The organism is Streptacidiphilus jiangxiensis, assembly GCF_900109465.1.
In the GTDB taxonomy this organism is placed as follows: domain Bacteria; phylum Actinomycetota; class Actinomycetes; order Streptomycetales; family Streptomycetaceae; genus Streptacidiphilus; species Streptacidiphilus jiangxiensis.
Genome location: NZ_FOAZ01000005.1, coordinates 84,466 through 108,415, shown reverse-complemented (window position 1 = coordinate 108,415; position 23,950 = coordinate 84,466). Strand labels below are relative to the sequence as shown.

Annotated in this window: 24 protein-coding genes and 1 tRNA gene; 8 read left to right on the top strand and 17 right to left on the bottom strand. The window is 71.7% G+C overall.

Annotation, left to right across the window (positions count from 1 at the left end; genetic code table 11):
- Positions 1 to 145 precede the first annotated feature (145 nt).
- Positions 146 to 1,303 carry an acyl-CoA dehydrogenase family protein gene (locus BMY61_RS11745; RefSeq protein WP_042455580.1) on the top strand — a complete coding sequence of 386 codons (1,158 nt, stop codon included), beginning with the start codon at positions 146 to 148 and terminating at the stop codon, positions 1,301 to 1,303.
- A gap of 128 nt (positions 1,304 to 1,431) precedes the next feature.
- Here BMY61_RS11745 and BMY61_RS11740 read toward each other — a convergent pair whose 3' ends face one another.
- The 5 genes from BMY61_RS11740 to BMY61_RS11720 form a co-directional block, all read right to left on the bottom strand.
- On the bottom strand, positions 1,432 to 2,448 hold the full coding sequence (locus tag BMY61_RS11740; protein WP_042455583.1) for a MerR family transcriptional regulator: 1,017 nt from the start codon (positions 2,446 to 2,448) through the stop codon (positions 1,432 to 1,434).
- Positions 2,449 to 2,521: 73 nt separating this feature from the next.
- A complete protein-coding gene (locus tag BMY61_RS11735; protein WP_042455585.1) occupies positions 2,522 to 3,262 on the bottom strand; it encodes a tyrosine-protein phosphatase in 741 nt (246 codons plus the stop codon).
- Positions 3,263 to 3,305: 43 nt separating this feature from the next.
- Positions 3,306 to 3,626, bottom strand: a complete 321-nt coding sequence (locus BMY61_RS11730) for a hypothetical protein (RefSeq protein WP_042455588.1) — start codon at positions 3,624 to 3,626, stop codon at positions 3,306 to 3,308.
- Positions 3,626 to 4,198, bottom strand: a complete 573-nt coding sequence (locus tag BMY61_RS11725; protein WP_052439228.1) for a TIGR03086 family metal-binding protein — start codon at positions 4,196 to 4,198, stop codon at positions 3,626 to 3,628. The genes BMY61_RS11730 and BMY61_RS11725 overlap by 1 nt, the downstream gene beginning before the upstream one ends.
- Positions 4,199 to 4,230: 32 nt before the next feature.
- On the bottom strand, positions 4,231 to 4,650 hold the full coding sequence (locus BMY61_RS11720) for an SRPBCC family protein (RefSeq protein ID WP_042455598.1): 420 nt from the start codon (positions 4,648 to 4,650) through the stop codon (positions 4,231 to 4,233).
- A gap of 121 nt (positions 4,651 to 4,771) precedes the next feature.
- Here BMY61_RS11720 and BMY61_RS11715 point away from each other — a divergent pair, with 121 nt between their 5' ends.
- The 7 genes from BMY61_RS11715 to BMY61_RS11685 all read left to right on the top strand — a co-directional run bounded on the left by BMY61_RS11715 (position 4,772) and on the right by BMY61_RS11685 (position 11,763).
- Positions 4,772 to 5,116: an ArsR/SmtB family transcription factor gene (locus tag BMY61_RS11715; protein WP_052439229.1), complete on the top strand. Its 345-nt coding sequence runs from the start codon at positions 4,772 to 4,774 to the stop codon at positions 5,114 to 5,116.
- A complete protein-coding gene (locus BMY61_RS11710) occupies positions 5,113 to 5,586 on the top strand; it encodes an SRPBCC family protein (RefSeq protein ID WP_082015458.1) in 474 nt (157 codons plus the stop codon). The genes BMY61_RS11715 and BMY61_RS11710 overlap by 4 nt, the downstream gene beginning before the upstream one ends.
- Positions 5,587 to 5,642: 56 nt before the next feature.
- Positions 5,643 to 6,386 carry a class I SAM-dependent DNA methyltransferase gene (locus BMY61_RS11705; RefSeq protein WP_042455600.1) on the top strand — a complete coding sequence of 248 codons (744 nt, stop codon included), beginning with the start codon at positions 5,643 to 5,645 and terminating at the stop codon, positions 6,384 to 6,386.
- Between the two features lie 161 nt (positions 6,387 to 6,547).
- The gene (locus tag BMY61_RS11700; RefSeq protein WP_052439230.1) at positions 6,548 to 8,356 is read left to right on the top strand and encodes an alkaline phosphatase family protein; all 1,809 of its coding nucleotides are present in this window, start codon (positions 6,548 to 6,550) and stop codon (positions 8,354 to 8,356) included.
- Positions 8,357 to 8,481: 125 nt separating this feature from the next.
- Complete coding sequence (locus BMY61_RS11695) at positions 8,482 to 10,599, top strand: alpha-galactosidase (protein ID WP_063773358.1); 2,118 nt, start codon at positions 8,482 to 8,484, stop codon at positions 10,597 to 10,599.
- 26 nt (positions 10,600 to 10,625) lie between these two features.
- The gene (locus tag BMY61_RS11690; RefSeq protein WP_042455603.1) at positions 10,626 to 11,096 is read left to right on the top strand and encodes a pyridoxamine 5'-phosphate oxidase family protein; all 471 of its coding nucleotides are present in this window, start codon (positions 10,626 to 10,628) and stop codon (positions 11,094 to 11,096) included.
- Positions 11,097 to 11,190: 94 nt separating this feature from the next.
- Positions 11,191 to 11,763, top strand: coding sequence for an Rv1733c family protein (locus tag BMY61_RS11685; RefSeq protein ID WP_143094294.1), 573 nt, complete (start codon positions 11,191 to 11,193; stop codon positions 11,761 to 11,763).
- A gap of 54 nt (positions 11,764 to 11,817) precedes the next feature.
- Here BMY61_RS11685 and BMY61_RS11680 read toward each other — a convergent pair whose 3' ends face one another.
- From BMY61_RS11680 to BMY61_RS11625, 12 genes are all read right to left on the bottom strand, one after another.
- Entirely contained in the window at positions 11,818 to 12,624 is an 807-nt protein-coding gene (locus BMY61_RS11680; protein ID WP_042455775.1) for a phosphate ABC transporter ATP-binding protein, read from the bottom strand.
- Between the two features lie 85 nt (positions 12,625 to 12,709).
- Positions 12,710 to 13,603, bottom strand: a complete 894-nt coding sequence (locus BMY61_RS11675; protein WP_042455609.1) for a sortase — start codon at positions 13,601 to 13,603, stop codon at positions 12,710 to 12,712.
- Positions 13,600 to 15,279 (bottom strand): substrate-binding domain-containing protein, encoded by a 1,680-nt coding sequence (locus tag BMY61_RS11670; RefSeq protein ID WP_244904207.1) that lies wholly within the window; start codon positions 15,277 to 15,279, stop codon positions 13,600 to 13,602. The genes BMY61_RS11675 and BMY61_RS11670 overlap by 4 nt, the downstream gene beginning before the upstream one ends.
- Positions 15,276 to 16,400 (bottom strand): phosphate ABC transporter permease PstA, encoded by a 1,125-nt coding sequence (pstA, locus tag BMY61_RS11665; protein ID WP_052439231.1) that lies wholly within the window; start codon positions 16,398 to 16,400, stop codon positions 15,276 to 15,278. The genes BMY61_RS11670 and pstA overlap by 4 nt, the downstream gene beginning before the upstream one ends.
- 19 nt (positions 16,401 to 16,419) lie before the next feature.
- Complete coding sequence (pstC, locus tag BMY61_RS11660; RefSeq protein ID WP_042455615.1) at positions 16,420 to 17,412, bottom strand: phosphate ABC transporter permease subunit PstC; 993 nt, start codon at positions 17,410 to 17,412, stop codon at positions 16,420 to 16,422.
- Positions 17,405 to 19,966, bottom strand: coding sequence for a hypothetical protein (locus tag BMY61_RS46070; RefSeq protein WP_174514559.1), 2,562 nt, complete (start codon positions 19,964 to 19,966; stop codon positions 17,405 to 17,407). The genes pstC and BMY61_RS46070 overlap by 8 nt, the downstream gene beginning before the upstream one ends.
- A 150-nt stretch (positions 19,967 to 20,116) precedes the next feature.
- Entirely contained in the window at positions 20,117 to 20,707 is a 591-nt protein-coding gene (locus BMY61_RS11650; RefSeq protein WP_042455620.1) for a hypothetical protein, read from the bottom strand.
- A 132-nt stretch (positions 20,708 to 20,839) separates the two neighbouring features.
- Positions 20,840 to 21,871 carry a PstS family phosphate ABC transporter substrate-binding protein gene (locus BMY61_RS11645; protein WP_052439232.1) on the bottom strand — a complete coding sequence of 344 codons (1,032 nt, stop codon included), beginning with the start codon at positions 21,869 to 21,871 and terminating at the stop codon, positions 20,840 to 20,842.
- 204 nt (positions 21,872 to 22,075) lie between these two features.
- Positions 22,076 to 22,465 (bottom strand): hypothetical protein, encoded by a 390-nt coding sequence (locus BMY61_RS11640; protein ID WP_143094293.1) that lies wholly within the window; start codon positions 22,463 to 22,465, stop codon positions 22,076 to 22,078.
- The gene (locus tag BMY61_RS11635; RefSeq protein ID WP_143094292.1) at positions 22,462 to 22,866 is read right to left on the bottom strand and encodes a YegP family protein; all 405 of its coding nucleotides are present in this window, start codon (positions 22,864 to 22,866) and stop codon (positions 22,462 to 22,464) included. Before BMY61_RS11635 ends, BMY61_RS11640 begins: the two co-directional genes overlap by 4 nt.
- Positions 22,867 to 23,060: 194 nt before the next feature.
- Positions 23,061 to 23,702, bottom strand: a complete 642-nt coding sequence (locus tag BMY61_RS11630; protein WP_042455787.1) for a maleylpyruvate isomerase family mycothiol-dependent enzyme — start codon at positions 23,700 to 23,702, stop codon at positions 23,061 to 23,063.
- 126 nt (positions 23,703 to 23,828) lie between these two features.
- Positions 23,829 to 23,901: transfer RNA gene (locus tag BMY61_RS11625), tRNA-Arg, on the bottom strand.
- Between the last annotated feature and the right edge of the window lie 49 nt (positions 23,902 to 23,950).

Here is a 23,950-nt window from a genome sequence, read left to right as displayed (position 1 = left end):
CGCCACGGTGCACGACCGGGACGTCGGCGTGCGCGCGATCTCCTCAAATAGCGCGCAGCCTCACATGGAGGCACTCTGGACAGGAGGGCTACCGGGGATTAACTTAACGTTCGTTCGACAAGCTTTCCAGGAGAGGAGCGCCGTCGTGCGCCGCACCGTTTTCACCGAGGACCACGAGGCGTTCCGGGAGACCATCCGCGACTTCATCGCCAAGGAGGTCGTCCCGGTCTACCCGGAGTGGGAGAAGGCCGGCCACGCGCCCAAGGACTTCTACCTGAAGCTCGGCGAGCTGGGCGTGTTCGGCATCGAGGTGCCGGAGGAGTTCGGCGGCGCGGGCATGACCGGCTTCAAGTACCAGGCGATCGTCACCGAGGAGTGCGCCCGCGCGGGCGTCAGCTTCGGCTCCGCCGGGGTCCACACCGGCCTCTGCCTGCCGTACATCATGGAGTACGCGAACGAGGAGCAGAAGAAGCGCTGGCTCCCCAAGTTCGTCTCCGGCGAGATGATGACCGCCATCGCCATGACCGAGCCCGGCACCGGCTCGGACCTGGCCGGCATGACCACCACCGCCAAGCTCTCCGAGGACGGCGCCCACTACGTCCTCAACGGCGCCAAGACCTTCATCACCGGCGGCGTCCAGGCCGACCTGGTGCTGGTCATCGCCCGCACCTCCCCGGCCACGCCGGAGGACCGCCGCGCCGGCCTCTCCATCCTCTGCGTCGACACGACCCTCCCGGGCTACTCCGTCGGCCGCAAGCTCGACAAGATCGGCCTGCGCACCTCCGACACCGGCGAGCTCTCCTTCGTCGACGTCAAGGTCCCCGTCGAGGACCTGCTGGGCGAGGAGGGCAAGGCCTTCTCGTACCTGGCCCACAACCTCGTCCAGGAGCGCCTGGCCATCGCGGTCGGCGCGTACGCCTCGGCCCGCGCGGCGGTGGACCTGGCGGTCGCGTACACCAAGGACCGCAAGGTCTTCGGCCAGTCGGTCGCGTCCTTCCAGAACACCAAGTTCGAGCTGGCGGCCTGCGAGGCCGAGGTCGACGCGGCGCAGGCGGTCGTGGACCGCGCGCTGGAGTCCTTCGAGACCGGCGAGCTGACGGCGTCGGACGTCGCCAAGGCCAAGCTGTTCACGACGGAGGTCTGCAGCCGCGTCGTCGACCGCTGCCTCCAGCTGCACGGCGGCTACGGCTACATCCTGGAGTACCCGATCGCGCGCCTGTACGCGGACAACCGGGTGTTCCGCATCTACGGTGGCACGAGCGAGGTCATGAAGATGGTCATCGCCAAGTCGCTGGGCCTGTAGCCGCACTGTCCCCAGGGGCGCGAGGAACTGCGCGACAAGCCACCCTGTGTGGCGAGTCGCTCAGCGAGCAGGGCCATCCGCACAGGGTGGTTGCTCGCGCGGTTCCTCGCGCCCCTGGGTTGTGCAACCTACTCGACGTCCGCCACCACGACGGCGATGTTGTCCGGGCCGCCCGCCCGCCGCGCCAGCGCGACGAGGTCACGGACCGCCGCCTCCGGGTCCGCGGACGACGTGAGCGTCGCGCGGATCTGCGGCTCCGGGACCACGGCCGAGAGGCCGTCCGTGCAGAGCAGGTAGCGGTCGCCGGCCTGCACCTGGCGGGTGGACACGTCCACCGCGCTGCCCTCCCGCCCGTCCAGCGCCCGGGTCAGCAGCGCGCGCTGCGGGTGCGCCGCCGCCTCCTCCTCCGTCAGCCGGCCCTCGTCGATGAGCGTGCGGACCTGGGAGTGGTCCGTCGTGAGACGCAGCAGCTCGCCGTCGCGGAGCAGGTAGGCCCGGGAGTCGCCGACATGGGCGAGGGTGACCTCACCGTCCGTCCACAGCAGGGCGGTGAGCGTCGTGCCCGACTCGTCCAGTGCGGCGATCTCGCGGTTCGCGACAGCGAGCGCGGCCTGCGGCGGGCCCGTCAGGGCCTTCAGTGCGTCGACGGCGAGGGCGCTCGCCCGTGCGCCCTCCGGGCCGAAGCCGTCGGCGACGACGAGGAGGCCGGGGGCGGCATGGGCGGTGTCCTGGTTGGTGTCCCGGACCAGGCCGGAGTCGCTCGCCGAGGCGTGGAGCAGGGTGAATGAAGCAGTGGTCATGGTGGCGGAACCCTTCTCGTCAAAATGGTCCGCGAGGAAACGCGCCAACCGGCGCCGGGACTCGGTGTCGTGCTCGACCTGGGCCCAGTACGCGGCCACCTCGGCCGCCGCGGCGGTCGGCGGCAGCGTGCAGACGGTGGTGATCCGCGCCAGCGGCATGCCCAGCAGCCGGAGCCGGGCGACCAGCTGTGCCTGCTCCAACTGCTCCGGTGCGTAGAACCGGTAGCCGGAGACCGGGTCGACGTGGACCGGGCGCAGCAGACCGAGCTCGTCGTAGAGCCGCAGCGCCTTGGGCGAGAGTTCCGCCCGGCGCGCGAACGCGCCGATCGTCAGCAGCTCGCCCATGTCCCGCCCTCCTCGCACCGGGTCCCGTGCGGACCCGGTGCCCTTGATGCTGCGCCTTGCCCCAAGGGGAAGGTCAATCCAGCAGTGTGGCGCGCAGTCGCTCGACGAACGCGGCGCCCAGTCCGAGCCGCTGCTCGGCGTAACCCTGCACGGAGCCGTAGTCGGCGGCCAGGCCGGCAAGGAAGAGCTCCAGCACCTCCGCCGGTGCCGTCCCGTAGCCGGGCCAGCGCGGCTCACTGCCGTGGTGTGCGACGTGCGCGGCGCGGAGGTACGCGGTGGCCCGGTTGGTGAGTTCGAAGTCGGCGAGGATGTCGGGCTCGTCCACCCCGAGCAGCGCGAGGACCGTCGCGGCCAGCTGGCCGGTGCGGTCCTTGCCGGAGGCGCAGTGGAAGACCAGCGGCCCGGACTGCGGATCGGCGATGACCTCCAGGGCCTGCCGGATCTCGACCACGCCGTCCTCGGCGACCTCACGGAACCGCTCGGCCAGGTACGGCCCCGTCTGCACCTCCGGGCCGAGCGCCGCCTGGTCGTAGGTGCGGTGCTCGATGCTGAGGTGGTGCCAGTCCACGCCCGTCTGCTCGGGGATGCGGCCGCGCGCGTCGATCTCGAAGCCGTAGCGCAGGTCGATGACGGTGCGTACGCCGAGCGCGGCGAACGCCGCGAGGTCGGCGTCGCTCGCGAGCTTGCCCAGCGAGTCGGAGCGGAACAGCCGCCCCCAACGGACCGGGCGCCCGTCGACGGCGCGATAGCCGCCCAGGTCACGGAAGTTGTGCACGGCCTCGAACGCGACGTGCCGGGTGGGTGGTGTCGACATGCCGCCCACCCTAACGATCACGCCCGAAGGTCGTGCCCGCCGATCAGCGGGGCATCCGCCGGGCCGCCTCGGCCAGCGGCAGCCACTGCTCGCGCTGGGCGAGTGCGAGGCAGATCCAGTCCTTCATCGGGCGGCCGCCCATCGGGTCGAAGAGGTGACTGCCGGGCAGCGCCAGCGCCGCCGCGTGCTCGTCCGTGTCGCGGTTCAGCCGGACCACCAACTCGTCCCCGTGAAGGCCCACGAAGGCCTTGCCGCCCGGGTCCTTCAAGCAGGCCATGCCGAACATCCGCCCGCGCTCGGCGCCCTGCGGCGCCAGCTCCTCGGCCAGCTCGCCGAAGAGGTCCTCCGCCGACGCGGCGGCCATCACACGCGCCGTCCGGTGAAGGCGAGCAGCCGCTCCAGCGCGGTGGCGTCGGGCGACGCCGCCACCTGGGGCCCGAACGCACCACCGGCGCGGGCTCCCTCGGCGATCAGCGCGGCGACGTCGGCGGCCGTGGCAACGACGTCGTCCTCGGCCTTGAAACTCTGACCGGTGGCCTGCGCGAGGTCCCACCCGTGGACGGTCAGCTCCATGACGGTGACCATGCCGACGAAGCGCGCCGGGCGGGCCTCACCGGCGAACGGCGCCTCGCCCTCCCAGGCCTCGGGCTTGGACCAGGCGGCGACCAGGCGGTCCACGACGGGCGGGTAGGCCCGCCAGGGCGCGTCCGTCAGCTTGACGGGGGCCTCCGCCGGCACCGGCTTCTTCGCGGCGGCGTAGCCACTGGCGACCATGGCGCCGAGCAGGTGCTCGCACAGCTGGTGGACGGTGAACTCCGCACAGGGAGTGGGCCGCTCGCGCTTGCCGGTGAGGTCGCGCTCGGTGGCGTGGGCCTGCAGGTTGCGGGCGGCGCGGGTGAGCTGGTCGGCCAGCTCGACAGGAGTGGGGGCGGTCATGACGGTCGTCTGTCCCTTGCTCGGAGAAACGGCTACTCGAAGAACGGCGCGGACTCGCCGGTCTCGGCGTAGGCCTTCAGGGCGGTGAACTTGGTGGCCCAGCCGTAGGTGAAGCTGCGGTAGGCGTCGTCCTGCGCGGGGAAGCCGGCGTGCGTGAAGACCAGGGTGACCCCGCCCTCGCCGTCCGTCTCGCGCAGTTCGTAGGTCTGGGTGGTGCCCGTCCACGGTCCGTTCTGCCCGGCGAGCACCAGGCGGCGCGGCGCGGACTCGACGACGGTCAGCCGCCAGGGCTCCGGCACGCCGGGAAAGCCGAGGGCGTGCTCCGCCCCGACGCCCTCGCCCACGACGGCGTCGGCCGTGAACCAGCTGCGCACGCCCGCCTCGGTGGCGACGGCGGCGCGCACGGTGTCGGCGTCGGCCTGGATGGTCAGCTGCATCGCGATGTCGGCCATCGGATGTCCCTTCTGGTGCGTGGTTCAGTCTGTCCGGGTTGTCCCGGTCCCGCTTGCTTTAGTCGACACTAAAATAAGACCTCCCGAGGGGCAAGCTGCAGCGGCGACTAAAATAGGAGCCGTGGACCAGGTGAAGGCGATCAGTGAGCCCAGGCGTCGCGCGATACTGCGGCTGATCTGGGACGACGAGATGTCCGCCGGGCAGATCGCGGACAGCTTCGAGGTCACCTTCGGCGCGGTCTCCCAGCATCTGAAGGTGCTGCGGGACGCCGGGCTGGTCGTCGTCCGAAAGGACGGCACCAAGCGGTACTACCGGGCGGACCGTGCTGGGATGGGACCACTGGCCTCCTATCTGGAGTCCATGTGGGTCTCCTCGCTGGACACCCTGGCCGCCCTCGCCGAGGAGGCACAGCGCGAAGAGGCGCAGCGCGACAAGGCACAGCGCGAGAAGGAGGCGGAGCCGTGACGATCACCTCCGAGGGCACCGTCGTCGTCCGACGGCGGATCAGGGCCACGCCCGAGACGATCTGGACCTTCTTCACCGACCACGACCGGTGGCTCTCCTGGCAGGGCGTCGAGGGCTTCTTCGACCCCCGGCCCGGCGGTGAGTACCGGATGCGGGTGGTCGGCGACGCCATCGCCGCCGGCACCTTCACCGACCTGCAGCCCTACCGGCGGATCGTCTTCACCTGGGGCTGGGAGAACGAGGGCGACCCGGTGCCTCCGGGCAGCAGCAAGGTGCAGATCGACCTCGCCCGCGAGGCCGACGGGACGATGCTCACCCTCACGCACTCGAACCTGCCCGAGCCGGCCCGCGAGCCGCACCAGGCGGGCTGGGAGCACTACCTCGCGCGCCTCACCGTCCGCTCCGAAGGCGGCGACCCCGGCCCCGACCTGTGGATGCAGGAGGCCGAGGAGGCGGAGGAGGACGACTGAGCCGCCCGCGGGTAATTCGCTCGCGCACCACCCCGCCCGTCGCGGAGACTTCGGACATGGCCACCCACTCCTCGCATTCCCGACCCTCTCAGCACTCGCAGACGTTCAGCGCACACTTCGACACCCGTGGCTATCCGGTGGTGGACGTGCGCACCGGTTACGCCGGCTGGGTGGAGCGCTACGAGGAGACCGTCGAGGACCTGATGGACGTCGACGTCCTGGCCTCGCTCGCCGTCCCGCGCTGGCACGAGGCGGTGCGCGCCGCCGACCTGGGCTGCGGCACCGGCCGCACCGGCGCCTGGCTGCGCGGGCAGGGTGTGGGCGCGGTGGACGGCGTGGACCTGACCCCGCAGATGCTGGAGCGGGCCCGGGCGCGCGGCGCGCACGAGAAGCTGATCGAGGCGGACCTCGCGCACACCGGGCTGTCCGGCGGCGCCTACCCGCTGGTGGTGACCTCCCTGGTGGACGAGCACCTGCCCGACCTGCGTCCGCTGTACCGGGAGGCGTTCCGGCTGGCCGCGCCGGACGGGCTGTTCGTGCTGGTCGGACTGCACCCGCAGTTCATCATGACGGCCGGGATGCCCACGCACTTCACCGCCGCCGACGGCACCGAGACGGCCATCACCACCCACCTCCACTACGTCGGCGACCACGTCGCGGCGGGCCTGGCAGCCGGCTGGACGTTGGCGGAGCTGCGCGAGGAGAAGGTCGGCGACGCCTGGGTGGCGCGCAAGCCCAAGTGGGAGCGGTACCGCGGGGTCCCGGTGTCGGCCGCCTACGTCTGGCGCAAGATCTCCTGAGCCACTTGTCCAGCCAAGCTGTGCGCACTTGTCCAGTCAAGTCGCACGCACTTGTCTGACCAAGTTTGGTGTTCATTCTTCCGCCCGACAACGGCGGCCTGTACTTATGTCCCGTCCATGCCGCACAGCCAGCACCACCTCTCGACGGGACGAGGTACACCATGCGACTGCGCCGAAGCGCTCTTGGCGGACTGCTCACCCTCCTCGGCACACTGATCGTCGCCATCCCCGCCCCCGCCCAGGCGGCGGGGACCAGCGGCAACCTGATCGTGAACGGGAACGCGGAGGCCGGCGGCTTCTGCACCAACGACTGGAGCGCGGCCACCACCGTGCCCGGCTGGACGGTCCAGGCCGGCGCCATCGACGTGGCGTGCTCCTCCATCGGCTCGTTCGGCTACCCGAGCGACGGCAACACCCCGGGCAAGGCCTTCTTCGCCCCCGGCAACTTCGGCGACGGCTCGATGAGCCAGACCGTCGACGTCTCCTCGGCGGCCACCGCGATCGACGGCGGCGGCGTGCACTACAACCTCGCGGGCTGGCTGGGCGGTTGGACCACCTACGGCGGTTACGCCGCGGTGAGCCTGCACTTCCAGGACGCGAACGGCAACCCGGTCGGCGCGACGGCCAAGCTGCCGACGGTCTCCGCCACGGACCGCGGCCTGGCCACCAAGTTCCTCTCCCGCACCGCCACCGGCTCGGTCCCGGCCGGCACCCGCAGCATCCAGGTCGAGGTGCAGTTCCTGTCCACCTCCAGCGAGACCGGCTACCTGGACAACCTGTCGCTGACCCTGGACACCCCCGTCACCGCCCCGGCGCCGCTCGCCGCGCCCGCCTCGCAGGTGCCCGGCTACGACCACGTGTTCACCGTGATGATGGAGAACACGGACTACTCCGAGGTCATGAACGACCCGACGGACACGCCGTTCATCCACAGCCTGATGGCGCAGGGCGCGACGCTGACCGACTCGCACGGCGTCTACCACCCCAGCGACGAGAACTACCTGGCGATCGCGGGCGGCGACACCTACACCAAGGGCGCCACCTACTGGCCGAACATCAACTCGCCCGAGAAGAACCTGGGCGACACGATCGAGGCCGCCGGCAAGACCTGGAAGGCCTACGAGCAGGGCATGGTGACGCCCTGCAACGCCAGCAAGGGCGGCAGCGACAGCTACTACGAGCCGGACGACGCGCCCTTCATCAACTACAGCGACATCGCGGGCAACCAGGCCCGTTGCGCGGCGCACCTGTTCGACACCACGCAGCTGACCACGGACCTCAAGTCGGCCGCGACCACGCCGAACTTCTCCTGGATCGCCGCCGACGACTACTACGACGGCGAGTCCTCCGGCAACGGCAGCTCCACCAGCCTGAAGACCCAGGACGGCTGGCTGCAGCAGACCCTGGCGCCGATCATGTCCTCCCCGGCCTGGACCCAGCAGCGCTCGCTGATCCTGCTGACCTGGGACGAGAGCGAGAACGAGGGCTACGACCACGTCGCCACCATCGCGGTCGGCTCGCAGGGCACCGTGCCGGCCGGCACCAGCAGCGCGAGCCACTACGACCACTACAGCATCGGCCGCACCATCGAGTCGGCGCTCGGCCTGCCGGGCCTGACCGCGAACGACACCTACGCGACGCCGCTGAACGACGCGTTCGTGCCGTCCACCGCGACCACCCCGACGCTGACCGGTGACCTGAACGCGGTCAGCAACGGTGGCAACGTGACCTTCCGCTACACCCTGCCGGACACCTCGCAGGTGAGCGCGAAGAACTGGATCGGCATCTACCCGGCGGGCGTGAAGCCGGGCGCGCAGTCCTCGCTCACCTGGGCCTACACCCCCAACCAGAGCGGCACGGCCACCTTCTCCACCGGCAAGCTGAACGGGGCCGGCAGCTACGACGTGTACTACCTGGCCAACGACGGCTACGGCGTCCTCGCGGGCCCGTTCCGCCTCACCGTCGGCTGACCCGGCAGGCTGACCCGGCGAGCTGACCCTGCGTCAACTCTTGACGCAGGCATGCGGAGCCTGTGAAATGCCGGTGCGTTGAACTTCGTTTGGTCCTGTTGGCTTATGTCATCGGAGGACGATCGATGCACCGAAGGGTCCGCACACTCCTGACCGGCTGGGCCGTCACCGCAACGGCGCTGCTGGGACTTGTTCCCGGCAGCGCCGTTGCGGCGCATGCCGAGTCGAACGGCGTCGCTCTCACGCCGCCCATGGGATGGAGCAGTTGGAGCTTCATCCGGAAGAACCCCACTGAATCCAACATCGAGGCCCAGGCCCTGGCGCTGAAGAACAGCGGCCTGCTCGCCCATGGCTACCAGTACGTCAACATCGACGACTTCTGGTACCTGAACCCCGCGAACTCCGTGGACGCGAACGGCCGCTGGGCCACCGACACCAGCCGCTTCCCCGACGGCATGGGCGCGGTCGGCGCCTATGTCCACAACCTCGGCGAGAAGTTCGGGATGTACCTCACCCCGGGCATCCCCGTCGCCGCCTACAACCAGAACACGCCCATCGCCGGCACCAGTTGGCACGCGCGCGACATCGTCTCCAACACCTCGTCCTACGAGACCAACTACAACTACGGCTCCGGGTCGATGTACTACATCGACTACAGCAAGAACCCGGCCGCCGCGCAGGCCTACCTGAACTCCTGGGCCGACCAGCTGGCCTCCTACGGTGTCGACTACCTCAAGATCGACGGTGTGGGCGACTGGGACGTGGCCGACATCCAGCACTGGTCCGCCGCGCTGAACCAGTCCGGCCGCCCGATCCATCTGGAGCTGTCCAACAGCCTCGACCCCGCGAGCGCCGCCACCTGGCGCCAGTACGCCAACGGCTGGCGGATCGACGGCGACGTGGAGTGCTACTGCGGCTCCGGCTCGTACCCTCTCACGAGCTGGAACAGCGTCTCCTCGCGGTTCACGGACGCGCCCAGGTGGGTCCCGTTCGGAGGCCCCGGCGGCTGGAACGACCTCGACTCCGTCGAGGTCGGCAACGGCTCGAACGACGGCCTGACGGCCGACGAGCGCCGCACCCAGCTCACCCTGTGGGCCGCCGAGGGCGCGCCGCTGCTGCTCGGCACCGACCTGACCAACCTCGACCCGGCCGACCTCGCGCTGCTCACCAACGACCGCGTCATCGCCGTCGACCAGGCCGGGGTCCCGGCGCACCCGGTGGACCAGGTGGCCCAGCAGCAGGTGTGGACGGCGGCGAACAGCGACGGCAGCCACACCGTGGCGCTGTTCAACCTCGGCTCCGGCACCGCGACGGTCACCGCGCACTTCGCCGACCTCGGCTTCACCGGCGCAGCCGACGTCCAGGACCTGTGGGCCGGCACCGACCTCGGCAGTTCCACCGGCTCGTTCTCCGCCTCGTTGGCGAGCCACGCCTCGATGCTGCTGAAGGTCACCCCGGCGGCCGGGGCCGCCTTCGCCACCCTGCACTACGACCTCGTCAACGCCGGCACCGGCCAGTACCTCGCCACCAGCGGCTCCTCGCTGGTCACCGCCGCCGCCGACGGCGGCACCGACCAGCAGTGGCAGCTGCCGCCGACCGGCAACCAGTCCTACCGGATCGCGAACGTCGGCAACGGCCAGGTGGCCGCCCTGGGCGGCAACTCGCTGTGGACGTTCACCCCGAACGGCTCCGGCGCCTACACCGTCACCTCCCGGCTGGACGGCCAGGTGGTCGGCGTCAGCGGTTCCTCCGTCGTGGAGCAGTCCGCGAACGGCACGGCCTCGCAGACCTGGAAGCTGGTGCCGGTCCTCGTGCCCGGGCAGCAGTACCGGATCGTCAACGGCGCCACCGGCGGCCGGATCGACGTCAACAACGACTCCACCGCGGACGGCGCCTCGATCCTGCAGTGGCAGGACAACGGCCAGGCCGACCAGCGCTGGTCCTTCGTCGCCCAGTCCGGCGGAGCCGTCACCGTCGTCAACGCGAACAGCGGCAAGCTGCTCAACATCCCCGGGCCGACCACGACCCAGGGCACGCAGCTGATCCAGTACCACGACGACGGCAACAGCAACTCCCGCTGGACCGTCCTGGACGCGGGCCCCGACCTGGTCCAGTTCCGCAGCTCCTACGACGGGCAGCTGATCGATCTGAGCAACAGCGGCCGTTCCGACGGCACCTCGGTGCTCCAGTGGCCCGCCGACGGCGGCAGCAACCAGACCTGGAGCCTGCTCGCCCCCGAATGAGTCCCGCGGAAAGCAGAGGTGGTTGCATGGGGGCCGTGACGATCGACGACGCCGTCCTCACGGCCCTCCGTGCCCACACCACGCTGACCCTCGCCTACGCCGACACGGACGGCCCACAGGCCTGCGCGGTCCTCTACGCGGTCACCGGCGCGGGGGCGTTGGTCTTCGTCACGGCCGCCACCACCCGCCACGGCCGCGCCTTCGCCGACGACCCCCGGGTCGCCCTCACCGCTCAGGCCGACGGCCAGGAGTGGACGCGACTGACCGGCGTCCAGGGCCGCGGCCTGGTCCGCCGCCTGCCGGAGGGCGGCGAGGAGCGCGCCGCCGCCTGGGCCGCGTACACGGAGCGCTTCCCCTTCGTCACGCAGGACGCACGGCTCGGTGCCGCCCTGGCCGCCACGGCCCTGTGGGAGCTGCGGCCCACCTGGCTGCGCCTGATCGACAACGGCCGCGGCTTCGGCACGAAGATCGAGTGGCCGCCCACCCCCAAGGGTTGAATCCGGCGCCCTCGGGCATGACCATAGAACCGGATGCGGTCGGGTGCACCCGGTGTCCCCGCTGCACATGACGGAGCGGTTGGGAGGCGGTGGGATGGCCACACCGTCGGTAGCGCCACAACCCTCGGCGCCGGTGCCGCGCCGCGGCAACCCCCTGCGCCGTCGCACGGACTCGCTGCGGTTCTGGGTGCGCGTGCTCTTCGCCTCGGCCCTGGCCCTCGCCGTCGCGCTCACGGTCCTGCTCGGGCTCCGTCTCTACGCCGACGGCCGCGCCGACGCGGCCCGGCAGGCCGCCGGACTGCACCGCGTCGACACCGTCGCCGCGAGCCAGCCCGTCTCCGCCGGAGTGGACGCCTGGGTGGCGACGCTCACCTGGAGCGACGCGACCGGCGCGCACCGCGCCCAGGCCCCCGTGCCACCCGCGACCGCCCCGGGCGACCACGTGCCGCTGTGGGTCGACGCCAAGGAGGTCCCGCAACCGGACCCGATCCCCGCCGTGCAGAGCGCCGGCAGCGCCGCCACCTACTCCCTGGCGATCTTCTCCGGCTCGGTCCTGCTGCTCTCCGGCGGTTACGCCCTGGCCCGCCACCGCATCGACGCCTGTGCGTGGAAGTCGTGGGAGGCCGAGTGGGCCAAGGTCGAGCCGGAGTGGACGCACCGGCACTGAGCGACCGGCACCGGGTCACCGGCACCGGGTCAGCCGCACCGAGCCGGGTGGGGCTCAGCCGAAACGCCCGTTGACGTAGTCGGAGGTGCGCTCGTCACGCGGGCTGTCGAAGAGCTGCTCGGTCGGCCCCGACTCCACCACCCGCCCGGGGGTGTCGTGCGAGGCCAGGAAGAAGGCGCAGCGCTGCGAGACGCGCTGCGCCTGCTGCATGTTGTGGGTGACGATGACGATCGTCAGACGACCGCGCAGCAGCTCGATGGTCTCCTCGACACGGCGGGTCGAGGTCGGGTCCAGCGCCGAGCAGGGCTCGTCCATGAGCAGCACGTCCGGGGAGACGGCGAGGGAGCGGGCGATGCACAGGCGCTGCTGCTGGCCGCCGGAGAGCGCGCCGCCGGGCGTCTTCAGCCGGTCCCGGACCTCCGTCCACAGGCCGGCCCGCACCAGGCTGGTCTCCACCAGCTCGTCGCGCTCCTGGTGGGTGACCTTGATCCCGGCGAGCTTGAGCCCGCTGGCGACGTTGTCGTAGATCGACATGGCCGGGAAGGGGTTCGGCCGCTGGAAGACCATGCCGATCCGGCGCCGCACCGAGGCCGGCAGGCGGCCGGGGGCGTAGACGTCGTCACCGTCCAGCAGCACCTCCCCGGCCAGGCCCGCGCCGCGGACCATCTCGTGCATCCGGTTCAGCAGCCGCAGGTAGGTCGACTTGCCGCAGCCGGACGGGCCGATCAGGGCGGTGACCTGCCCGGCGGGCATCGTCAGCGAGACCCGGTCGAGCACCTTGCGCTCGCCGAACCAGGCGGAGACGGCCCGCGTCTCCAGCCCGTGCGTACCGGTCGCGGTCGCGGCCTGGACCGCGGGCATCTGGACCGTCGGGGCGAGATCGGCGTCGGTCATCAGGTTCTCCCGCTCGTCAGCGTCGTCGGTGTCGTCAGTGTCGTGAGGGTCGTCAGTAGAGGTTGGGCAGCAGCGCGGCGGCGTTCTCGTACACGGCCCACAGCAGGGCCAGCAGCACCGGCGTCAGCGCCAGCCAGGTGGCCGAGCGCCGCCAGCGGAAGACCCCGAGGACGGTCAGCACCACGGCCGCGACCAGCGCCAGCGTCCACAGCTGGAGCGGGGCCACCGCGTCCGGCTGGCCGACCAGCGCCTTGTCGGCCGGGACGACGGCCGGGCGCCCGCCGGGGTTCGGCACGGGCGTGCCCTCCAGGTGGGCGTCGACGAGCACCGTGTCGGTCGGGATCCAGGACCCGTCGGCGGTGGCGAGCACCAGCAGGTTCGTCGCCGCGTCGTGGAACGGCCGGCTGCCGGTCCCCGCGCCGTCGACGACGTAGCTGAACCGGCCCTGCCCGGTGGTGACCTGGATGTGGTCACCGGGCCGCAGCGCGCCGAGGTGCGCGAACGGGCCACCGAAGGCGGTGCGCCGCCCGAACAGCACCGCGGCGCCGCTCTGACCGGGCAGCGCGGTGTCGCGCCGGTGGCCGGGCCCGCGCATCAGGTCGCGGGCGGTGGTGCCCTCGACCACGACGGCGTCGCGCAGCCCGATCGCGCCGATGTCGAGCACCGCCACCGGGTCGCCGTCCGGGGCGCTGCCGGTCGGCGCGACGGCGCCTGCGAGGTCGTTGGCGAACGATCGGTGCACGGTGGCCTGGTAGTGCTCCTCCTGGAACCCGCTCAGGGTGAACAGGAAGGCTCCGAAGCCCAACAGCAGCGTGCCGAGCAGGCTGGCCGCGTAGGCGATGCCGAGCACCGCCCGCCGCAGCCGCGAACGCGGCGCCGGAGCGGCCTGGGCGGGGGCCGGCGCGGCGACCGGCGCCGTGGACGGCTCGGTGACGACGGCGCTCATCCGGCCGCTCCCCCGCTCCGGCGCCGCCGCCGCAGGTAGGCGCCGAGGATCGGCGGCACCGAGACCACCGCGATCAGCTCCACGGCCGTCAACGAGGTCAGCGTCCAGTCGTCCTGACGGCCCGCCAACTCCACGACCGTCCCCGGCGCCGCAGCAGCGCCGCCCCCGGTGCCGCCGCCCCCGACCGGGACGACCAGGCCGGTCTGCGGGTCGATCATGGTCCCGCCGGTCCCGGCGCTGCCGCCGGAGGCGCCGCCGCTGCCGCCGGTCCCGCCCGTCCCCCCGCTCGCGCCGCCGCTGCCCCCGGTCCCGCCGGACGCCCCGCCGCTGGTCCCGCCGCTGCTGCCGCCGCAGGTCAGTGGCGCGCCCAGCTTGTCGCAGGGGTTGGGCTGCGGAGCGTTCTGCAGGATGGTCAGCTGTCCGGCGGAGTTGAACGTCGGGTTGGGGCAGTTGCGCAGGGTGTTCGGGTCGACGCCGCCGACCTGCCCGGGGACGTGCTGGACCTGCAGCAGTCCACCCCGCACCAGCCCGCGCGGGATGGGTGAGTACCCCAGCTGGGGCGCCTCGCCCTGCCCGGCGCACAGGATGTAGTCGATGTACTGGCTGAGCGCCGCACCCTTGGCGTTGTCGAAGCGCGGCGGTACCGGCAGCGCGGCCCCGGCGCGGGGCACGATCAGGTAGCTGTAGCTGGAGATCGGGTAGGAGCGCGGGTCGCTGTTGGTGTAGACGCCGTCGAGGTTCTGCTGCAGGTAGTTCGGGTCGCTCGGCGGGGTGCTGTCGTCGACGCCGCGGATCTTCGCGGCCGTCAGCGCGACGGCCACGTTGGAGGCGGTGGGCAGCGAGTAGTACCCGGCGGGGTTGAGCACCTTGACCACGGGCCAGTTGGCGCGCAGCGCGTAGGCGTACTCGTCGTAGCCGATGGTGCCGAGCCCGGTCGGCGACTGGATGTAGTTGGCGACGACGTCCGAGCCGTTCTGCGCGACCATGCGGCCGGACGGCGGGTAGAACTCGGTGTAGTCGCCGCAGGGCACGCCGACGGTGGCCCGGCAGTAGGCGTCCCACTCGCTCTGGTGGGTGTGCTCCATCCACCGCGTGAACTGGGCGGTGGCGCCGGAGCCGTCGGAGCGCACCACCGGGGTGACCGGGATGTGCGGCAGCTGGGTGCCGTAGTCGTTGGTGATCGCCGGGTCGTCCCAGTACTGGATCTTGCCGGTGAAGATCTTGACGATGGTGTCGGGCGAGAGCCGCAGGTTGCGCACCTGCTGCCCGGCGAGCTTGAGGTTGTACATGAACGCGGTGCCGCCCGCGGTGACCGGCACGTAGGAGTACCCGAAGGTCGGGTTCTCCGGCTGTCCGGCCCCGCTGGTGCCGCCCGAGCCGGCGCCCGCGTCGGCGGTGGTGCGGAACGGCACGTCGGAGGCGGTGAAGTCGTCCTGGCCCAGCTCCCACTGGTTGCGTCCGGCCGCCGAGCCGATCGGCGTGAAGTTGATGACGATGCCCTGCGGCTCCACGTCCTGGCGCCACTGGTCCAGCGCGGGCCCGGCCCAGCTGGAGCCGTCGCCGTTGAGCGAGGTCGACGCCCAGCTCTGCTGGCTCTGGGTCATCAGCAGGGCCGGCAGCAGCGCCAGCAGCAGAAGCAGCCGGGCTCGTGTGCTTCGCGTGCGATGCCTTCTCACCGCGTCCCCTCCTTGGTGGTGCGCCCTCCGAGCAGGCGGGCGGTGACGAACAGCAGCAGCACGATCCCCATCAGCGCCATCGCGGCCGCGAAGCCGCGGGCCACCATGTACGGGTAGGGCTGACGGACGTAGTTCCAGATGTAGAGCGGCAGGCTGACCTGGTGGTCGCTGAACGGGTTCCAGTTGGTGTGCGAGGTGAAGCCCGAGGTCAGCAGCACCGGCGAGGTCTCGCCGACGCCGCGGGCCATGCCCAGCAGCACGGCGGTGACCAGGCCGCGCCTTGCGGTCGGCAGCACGACCGTCCACACCGTGCGCCAGTGGCTGGAGCCCAGCGCGTAGGAGGCCTCCCGCAGGGTGCCCGGCACGAGCCGGAGCACCACCTCGGCGGCGCGGGTGATGATCGGCATCATCATCACCGACAGCGCGAGCGAAGCCGCGAAACCGCTCTTCTGCAGGCCCAGCGTCAGGATCACCACGCCGAGCACGAACAGGCCGGCGACGATCGACGGCAGCGCCGTCATCGCCTCGACGACCGTCCGCACCGCCCGCGCGGCCCGCCCGCCGACCTCCGAGAGGTAGACCGCCGTGGCGATCCCGAGCGGGACCGAGAACAGCGTGGCGAGGCCCAACTGCTCGAGCGTGCCCACGATCGCGTCGAACGCCCCGCCGGAGTCCAGTGGCGAGAGCGCGCCCGAGTGCTCCATGTCCTGGGTGTAGAAGTTCTGGTGGTGGGCCGCGTCCCAGCCCTTCCAGGCCACGAACCCGATCTGGAAGCCGATCATGGTGACGACGAGCGCGCCCGCGCTCACCGCCAGCGCCCGCACCGAGTTCTCCCGGGCCGTGCGCGGATCCCACTGGGTCCGGCCGACCAGGAAGTACAGCGCGTTGAAGAGCAGGAACCAGGCGAGCAGGAATCCCTGTCCGCCGCTGAGCGGCAGGATCCGCTCGTAGAGCAGCCAGGTCAGCGCGAGGCTGCCGCCCAGGGCACCCAGCAGCGAGGCCACCCCCGGTCCGGTCAGCCCGCCGACGCGGATCCGCCGCTCGGGTGCCGCCGGAGCCGGCGCCTCGGGTCGCGGCTCGGCCCCGGACTCCACCGGCGCCTGCGACGTGGTCGTCGCCATCTCTCCCCCTCCCTGCCCGTCAGTCGGCGGTCGCCGCGCCGGTGCGCGAGCGGCTGATGATCGTCGAGGCCAGCACGTTGACGCCCAGGGTCAGTGCGAACAGCACCAGGCCGGCCGCCATCAGCGCGGAGAGGCCGAGGTCGTCGGACTCGCCGAAGCGCAGGGCGATCAGCGAGGGGATCGAGTTGGCGCCGTTCTGCAGCACGTGCCAGGTGACCGAGAAGTTCGGCGAGATGATCAGCGCGACGGCGATGGTCTCGCCCATCGCCCGGCCGAAGCCGATCATCACCGCGCCGACGATCCCGCCCCGCGAGTACGGCAGCACCACGCTGCGCACCATCCCCCACCGGGTGCTGCCCAGCGCGTAGGCGCCCTCCCGCTCGCCGCGCGGCGCCTGGGACATCACCTCGCGGCTGAGCGAGGTGATGTACGGGGTGATCATCAGCGACACCACCACGCCCGCGATGAAGGTCGAGGAGGTGTAGGAGGACGGGATGTCCGCCTCGGGCACGTGCAGGAACGGCAGGAACCCGCCCAGGTGCAGGGCCATCCACCGGACCAGGCCCACGATGTTCGGCTGGAGGAAGACCAACCCCCACAGGCCGTACACGATGCTGGGGATCGCCGCCATCAGGTCCACCAGGCTGATCAGGAACGAACGGAGCCACAGCGGCGCGTACTCGGAGATGAAGACCGCGGTGGTGAGCGACACCGGCACCGCGATCAGCAGTGCCACCACAGCGATCATGACGCCGTCCGGCAGCACCGACGCGACCCCGAACGACCCCGGCTTCCAGGCGGTCTGCGTGAAGAAGGACCCCCCGGCCACCCGCAGCGCCTGCAGTCCGCGCAGCAGCAGGAAGAGCGCGACCAGGCCCATGATCACGAACACCGACATCCCCGCGGCCCGCAGCCCGCTGCGGAACAGCCGGTCCGCCGGGGTCACCGGTGCGACGATCCGCCGCGGCCGGTCCTCCGCCGCCTCCCCCGGCGCCACCACCGCCTCAGCCACGACGGGTCACCCGCCCGCGCAGCGACCGCCACGTCCGCCGGCTGCCGCGCCACAGCTGCGTGCCCGCGTCCGTCCCGGTCAGCACCAGCGTCGCCGGGCCGCCGACCAGCAGCACCGCGCCGGCGATCAGCAGGATCGGCAGCAGCAGCCGCTGTCCCCCCACCCGGTTCAGGTCGGGCGTCCCGACGGCCACCGGCTGCGTCGAGGCGAGCGCCTGCGGCTTGGCCCCACCGGACGTCCCCGTTCCCGACGCCGTCCCGCCGGTGGCTCCGCCGGTCGTTCCCGCCGCGGTCCCGCCGGTCGTGCCGCCGGCGGTCCCCCCGCCGGTGGTCCCGGCGGTTCCGGCGCCGCCACCGGAGCCCGACCGGTTCGAGCAGGGAGAGGTGGCGCTCTGGTTACCCGGCTTCTGCCCGTCCTGCCGCTGCAGGTCACAGGTCGCCGCGGTCAGCTGCGCCCGTTGCGCGGCCGTGAGCGGCACGAACCCCGGCGCCAACTGGCCCGGCTGGAAGCCTGCTTGCTGACCCCCGGTGGGGCTGCCGGCCCGGTCGAGGAAGGCCACGATCTTCGCGACCTTCGCGGCCTGGACCCCCTGCGTCGGCAGCATCGCGTACTGCACGGTGGTCAGCGGATACGCCTGCTTGTCCGTGGCGAACCCGGTGCTGGACGGGGAGGTGTACGGCAGCATCGCGGTACCGGTCGACGGGTTCGTCGCCATGTCGCCGACGGCAGCGCCGAGCGACGCGGTGCCCGGCCCGACGTACGCGCCGGCCGGGTTCAGCAACTGCGCCTGCGGCAGCGAGAACGCGGCGGCCTGGCCCGCGTCCACGACGGCCATCACCGAGCGGCTGCCCACCAGTTCGGGGGTGATCCGGGGGTGGTTACCGGTCTGGTCCGGGGACCACTGCAGGGAGGCCGGCTGCGCCGCCAGGATGCCGCGCGCGACCTGGACCAGCCCACCGAGCTGCGGGACCCACTCGTAGGTCTTGCTCGGCTTCGGGTCACCGGTCCCGGTGGACGCCGACTGGTCCTGCGGGATGAACGCGTTGACCGGATACCCGGCGAAGGCCGGCTTCAGGTAGTGCGTGTCGACGTGCATGCCCCAGGGATCGGGCTGCCCCGCCAGGAACGACGCCGCGTCCGGATCCGCCGCGATCCAGCTGGTGAGCTGCTGGACCAGGTCCGTGGTGCCGCCGACCACGATCGGCAGCGCGGCGCCCGCGTTGGCCGAGGAACAGGAGGGCCAGTTCGGCCCGTCGGTCCCCGTCGGGTTCAGCTTGAGGAACTCGGGGTCCTCGTAGATGCAGGCCGGATTGCCCTTGGTCGAGTCGTACTCGTCGGGGTTGATGCTGCCCACGTACGACTGCGTGAGCTGCTTGGCCAGGAGTCGGGCGTTCAGCTTCATCGAGGTGATGGGCACCCCGGTCTTGCTGTCGTCGACCCGGAACGCCACCACGATCCCGTTCGTCGCCAGCGGCGCGTAGACGTACGGGCGCGGCGCCGGCGAGGTGTCGGGGTAGGCGGTCAGCGCGACGTCCGGGCCGACCCGGTTGAGGAACGCCTGCCGGGCCTGCGGCTCACCGCCGGTCGAGGTGTACTGGACCGAGATCGGGCTGCTCCCCTGGCAGAAGCCGGACCGCCACGACTGCATGATGCGCGAGGCCATCTCCAGACCCTGCACGGAGAAGTCGGCCGCCCGCGCCTGGCAGTCCGTGGGTGTCGAGGCGAAGCCCAACGGCACGACGACCCGGTTGTTCCAGGCGCACTGCTCCCCGTCCGCGTTCGTCGTCTCGAAGTCCGAGGCCGCGAAGTTGGCGTCGGATGCCTCCGTCACTCCGTCCGGGATGTCCGTGTCCCAGGTGTGGTTGCCGCAGCCGGGGTTGGCGGCCCCGAGGAACTGGGCGACACCGATGGCGTCGCCCCCGTAGTTGGGCTCGATCACGAGGGAGCACGCGTGCTTGGGGTCGCACCCCAGGGTCTGGCTCTCGTGGGCGGTCCACACCTCGATGTCCGCCTCGCCGGTGCCGTCGGGCCGGGTGACGGCCAGCACCTCGTTCGAGGGGAACTCGGGCGTCGTCGACCCGGCCGGCGGCTGCGGCTGCTGGAAGCCCTTGCTCGCGGTCGCCCCGTACTGGGTGCTCCCGTAGCAGTCGGTGACGGCGGGCGTGGTCCCGCGGCACTCGTAGACCCGCACGCCGTAGAAGATGGAACTGGCCACCTGGACGTTGGCCACACCGGGGTCGACCAGGGCCGGCGAGCCGTCGCTGTTCACCGTCGGCGTGAACCCGGTCCAGCTCACGTGCACGACCTGGTCGGTCAGGTTCCGGGTCTGCGCCACGGTCACCGTGCCGCGCGGCCCGTACGTGCCCTTGGCCGGCTGCCACACCGGGGGCCCCTGCACCGTCACCGCGCTCCCGCCCGCTGCTGCGACCGCTGCTCCGGCCGCGGGGGCCGCCTGGGCCGTCACCGCCTGCGGCAGCACTCCGGCCACGAGAAGGAGCGTCGCTCCGAACATGGCGGCCAACAGTCCGCCCGCGCGCACATGTCTCGATCCCATCCCCGCTCCCTTCTCGTCAGTGGCCTATTTCGCCTGCTGCACATGACATGTGACGGTCCGCCAGGTGTATGAGGCGCCAACGTGACGGCTCGGGTCGTGGCGGGAGGGACGGCCCCTGGTACGGGCCGTCCCTCCGTCATGGGCGTGGGTTCAGGACGCCGGGGTGAAGGTCAGCGTCAGGGCGCCGACGGCCGTGCCCGCCTTGAAGAAGGCCGTGCACAGGGCGTGGTCCAGGTAGGTGGCCGCGGCCGGGTCGAGGTCGGTCTCGGAGGCCGTGAGCGTCTGCGCGCCCGTCGTGGCGTCCGTCGTGACGTTCAGGTCGCCGCTCGGGTCCAGCAGTGCGACCGGGGTGGTGCTGCCCTGCGGGACGCCGGTGACGGTGCCGGACAGGTCGTCGAAGGCGAGCTGGGTGAAGGTCACCGTGCGGTGCTGCCGCGCGTCGATCACCACGATGGAGCCGCCGAACTGCGCGGCACCGGAGTACCCGTTGAGGTTGAGGTCGCCGCCGGTGACGGGGAAGGTCGCGGAGACGCCGCCGGTGGTGCTGTAGCTCGCCGACGCGGGCGTGCCGACGACGGCGCCGATGCCCTCGATCAGCGCGCTCTTGACGTAGGCCGTGCTCGCGGTGAGCACCAGGCTGCCGGAGGCCGGGGTGGTCGCCATGGCTGAGGGCGCGGACGCGGCGACGGCGCCGATCACGGCCAGGGCGGCGACGGGGACGGCGATGCGCTTGATCTGCATGGTCACTCCTTGGAAAGGCCGGGAACGCGGGGAACCCAGGGGACGTACGCGGACGGTCACGGGCAGAAGGTGACGGGCCGGCGCCGAGGCGCCGACCCGTCGGATGCCGTGTCGATCAGACGGCGTGATGGATCAGGTGGTGGTGATGCCGCCGCACAGGCCGAGCGGCAGGAAGCCGTAGCTCTTCACGTCGGCCACGGCCTTCGTGTTCTTGCAGACGTAGCCGGTGGAGCCGAAGATCGCCTTCAGCGCCGTGGCGTGCGCGTCACCCTTGTTCCAGTCCGCGGTGCGGACGACGTTGTAGAGGGTGCGGGCGTAGGGGCTGCTCGCCTCGGCCGAGGAAATCACCTTGTTGGTGGTGTCGATCGGCGCGATGCCGTTCGTCTCCTGGACGACCAGCGGGCCGGGGGCGTCCGTGGTGGTGGTGTGGCCGCCGTAGACCTGGCCGATGTAGTGACCCACGGAGTAGGGCACGATCGAGTCCTTGGTCTGGAGCAGGGTGTTGGTGCCCTCGTTCTCCTCGACCGTCTGGTTCACGCAGGAGCCGACCTGCGCGTCCGTGATCCCGATGACCGACTCGAAGAACGAGCGGGTGCCGGAACCCAGCTGCGGCAGGAACGCCTGGATGGTGTTGGCGGAACCGGTGTACCCGGAGATGTCCGTGATCTGGTTCCACTTGGTGTAGGTGCAGGTGAAGATGGACTTCAGGTCCGCCGTGGTGAGGTTGGTCGGCGCGTCGCCGCTCTTCTCGGAGGCCCAGGAGACCGCGTCCTTGGCGAAGGCGATGAACGACAGGCCGGTCGGGTCCGAGCCGATCTTCGGGCCGCGGGAGGAGCGGGCGTAGTCGATCGTCGCGCTGGTGTTGGCGGCCAGCGCGGTGATGCCGGCGCTGGAGCCGTTCGGGCGGGCGATGCTGCTCGCGCCGGTCTTCGGGGTGATCGGGCTGGTGCCGGTCGCGTCCCAGCTGTACAGGTGCGGGGTGCCGGTGTAGTCGGTCGACAGCTGGTTGAACAGCGCCTGGGTGGTGTCCGAGCCGACACCGACGATGTCGGTCGCGGCGGGGGTCACGGACGGGTCGGCCAGGGCCGGGCCGGCCGCGAGCAGGGCGGCGGCACAGCCGAGGGCGGCAGCAAGGAGCGGCTTCGACGGGCGGAGCGTGCGCATGTTCCGGTCCTCCACGAGGGCGGGTCGTACCTGCGTACCCGGAGCCGCGGTTCGGGCTCCGGCCGGGGTAGAGCCTTGCCGGAGCGCCCACGGCCGACAAGGAACCCGACCCCCGCGGTCGGCGCCGGTCCGCGGAGGTCCGCCCAGCTCAGCGGCGGTTCGTCGGAGCCCTGGCACACCGGGCGTGCTTCTCCCGGTGGGGACTCAAGTGCCTGTGGGCCACGCGATGTTCACCAACTCCAGCGCCGCGGTGAACCCCTCGGCGCCGCGTCGGCACTGGTCCATGCGCAGGTAGCCTCGGGCGCTCCTGGCCACCGCCTGCCGCTGCTGGCTGTCACTACGGCGGGCCGGGAGGTACGCCGTCCAGTGCCAGGCGCGACCGCTCGGCGGCTGCATCAGGCCGAAGCGCAACTCCCTACGGTCAGCGTGCAGTTCGCGCAGCGCCGCAGCCAACTCCTCGGCCCCGGCGAAGAGGTGGGCCGAGGTGGCGAGCGGCCGACCGTTGGCGGCCAACAACGTCCAGGTCATCTGGGCGCCGGTGCCGCGCACGGTGACCACGCGCGGCATCCGTACGGCCGGACGACGCGCGCTCACAGCTCGCCCCGTTCGGCTCTCTCGCCCTGTTCGACCCGCTCGACCCGCTCGGCCCGCTCGGCGTCCAGCAGCGCGATGAAGACCCCGAGCGCCTTGCGGCACGTCGCGTACCGCTCGTACGCACGCGGGGAGCGCGCCAGTGTCCGACCCTCCCCCTTGGTGACCGTCCAGACCCAGCCCACACCCTCGTGCACGTGCGCGATCCGGGCGTGCGCCTCCACCCCCTCACCGGATAAGCGACGGCAGGCCGTCAAGGCGGCCTCCTCGGTCCGGTACTGCGCCGGGGAGACCCCGACCACACGCCCGTTGACGGCCTTGAGCCGCCAGCCGTAGAGACCGTTGCCCGCCCGTCCGGCCGTGCACCGCCCCTTGCCGACCAGCACTTCCGCCACTGCCGGCACCCCCCTCAGTGTGCTTCGGCTGACCCAGTTGTCTGTGGAACAGGTGCTGGACCAGTGTGAGGTGGGAGGAAGCTTTCCTGTTCGTGCCCGAGCTGCTGTTCGCCCGGCGGTGGCGCCTCGTTCAACACGCATCGGGCACGGATCACACACAAACGGACAGAACCCACCCGCCCGTGTCGGTCACCGGGCGAACGTCAGTGGGAGAAGCGGGCACGGTACGTCCCGAGCCCGTCCCCGCCGAGGTCGTCCAGATGCGGGGCCCGGCCCGTCATCGTCATCACCAGCGACAGCATCGGGCCGTGCACCTCCGGGCCGTCCCCGTGCGTCCAACCGACGTCGTCGGCCCGCAGCCGGAGCCCGGCAATCCGGTTCTTCGCCCCGATCAGCAGGTTCGACCCCTTGAAGAAGTCCGCGGTCCGCACCAGCGACTCCTCCGGGTACACATGCCGCAGGCCCAGCGGGCGCCGGATGTCCTCGGGGTGCACCACGGCCTCCCCGAGCATCGCCTCGACCGGCCCCGGCGGCGAGGTCGTTCGGTCCTGCACCGCCCGGAACGCGGTGATCGTCTCCTGCGGCGTCGGCTTCGTCCACGCCGCGACCCCGGCGTCGGCGAACCTGGGGAACCTGAACCCCGCCTTGGCCATCTCCCCCAGGAACCTCGGCGGGGTCATCATCGCGGTCGACAGCATGTGCCCGAGGACCTGGTGCACGCTCCACTCGGTGCACAGCGACCGCGTCCCCCACACCCCGGGCGCGGACCCGACGCCCTCCAGGTCGTCCAACAACGCCTTCCGCTCCGCGTGGATCAACGGCCACGGACTTCCGGCTGCACCCATGACGATCACCCCATCCGGGCCGACCACGGTGTTCACCCCACAAGTAGCACCGCCCGCCCCACTCCGCACCCGGAGAGGGCAGCAGAAACGCCCCGGACCGTGATCGGTCCGGGGCGTTCGCGCGTGTGCCCCATGCAGGATTCGAACCTGCGACACCGGCTTTAGGAGAGCCGTGCTCTATCCCCTGAGCTAATGAGGCCACTGGCAGGGCCAGGGCCCTGCCACCGGCTCAGTGTACCGGGTCTGTG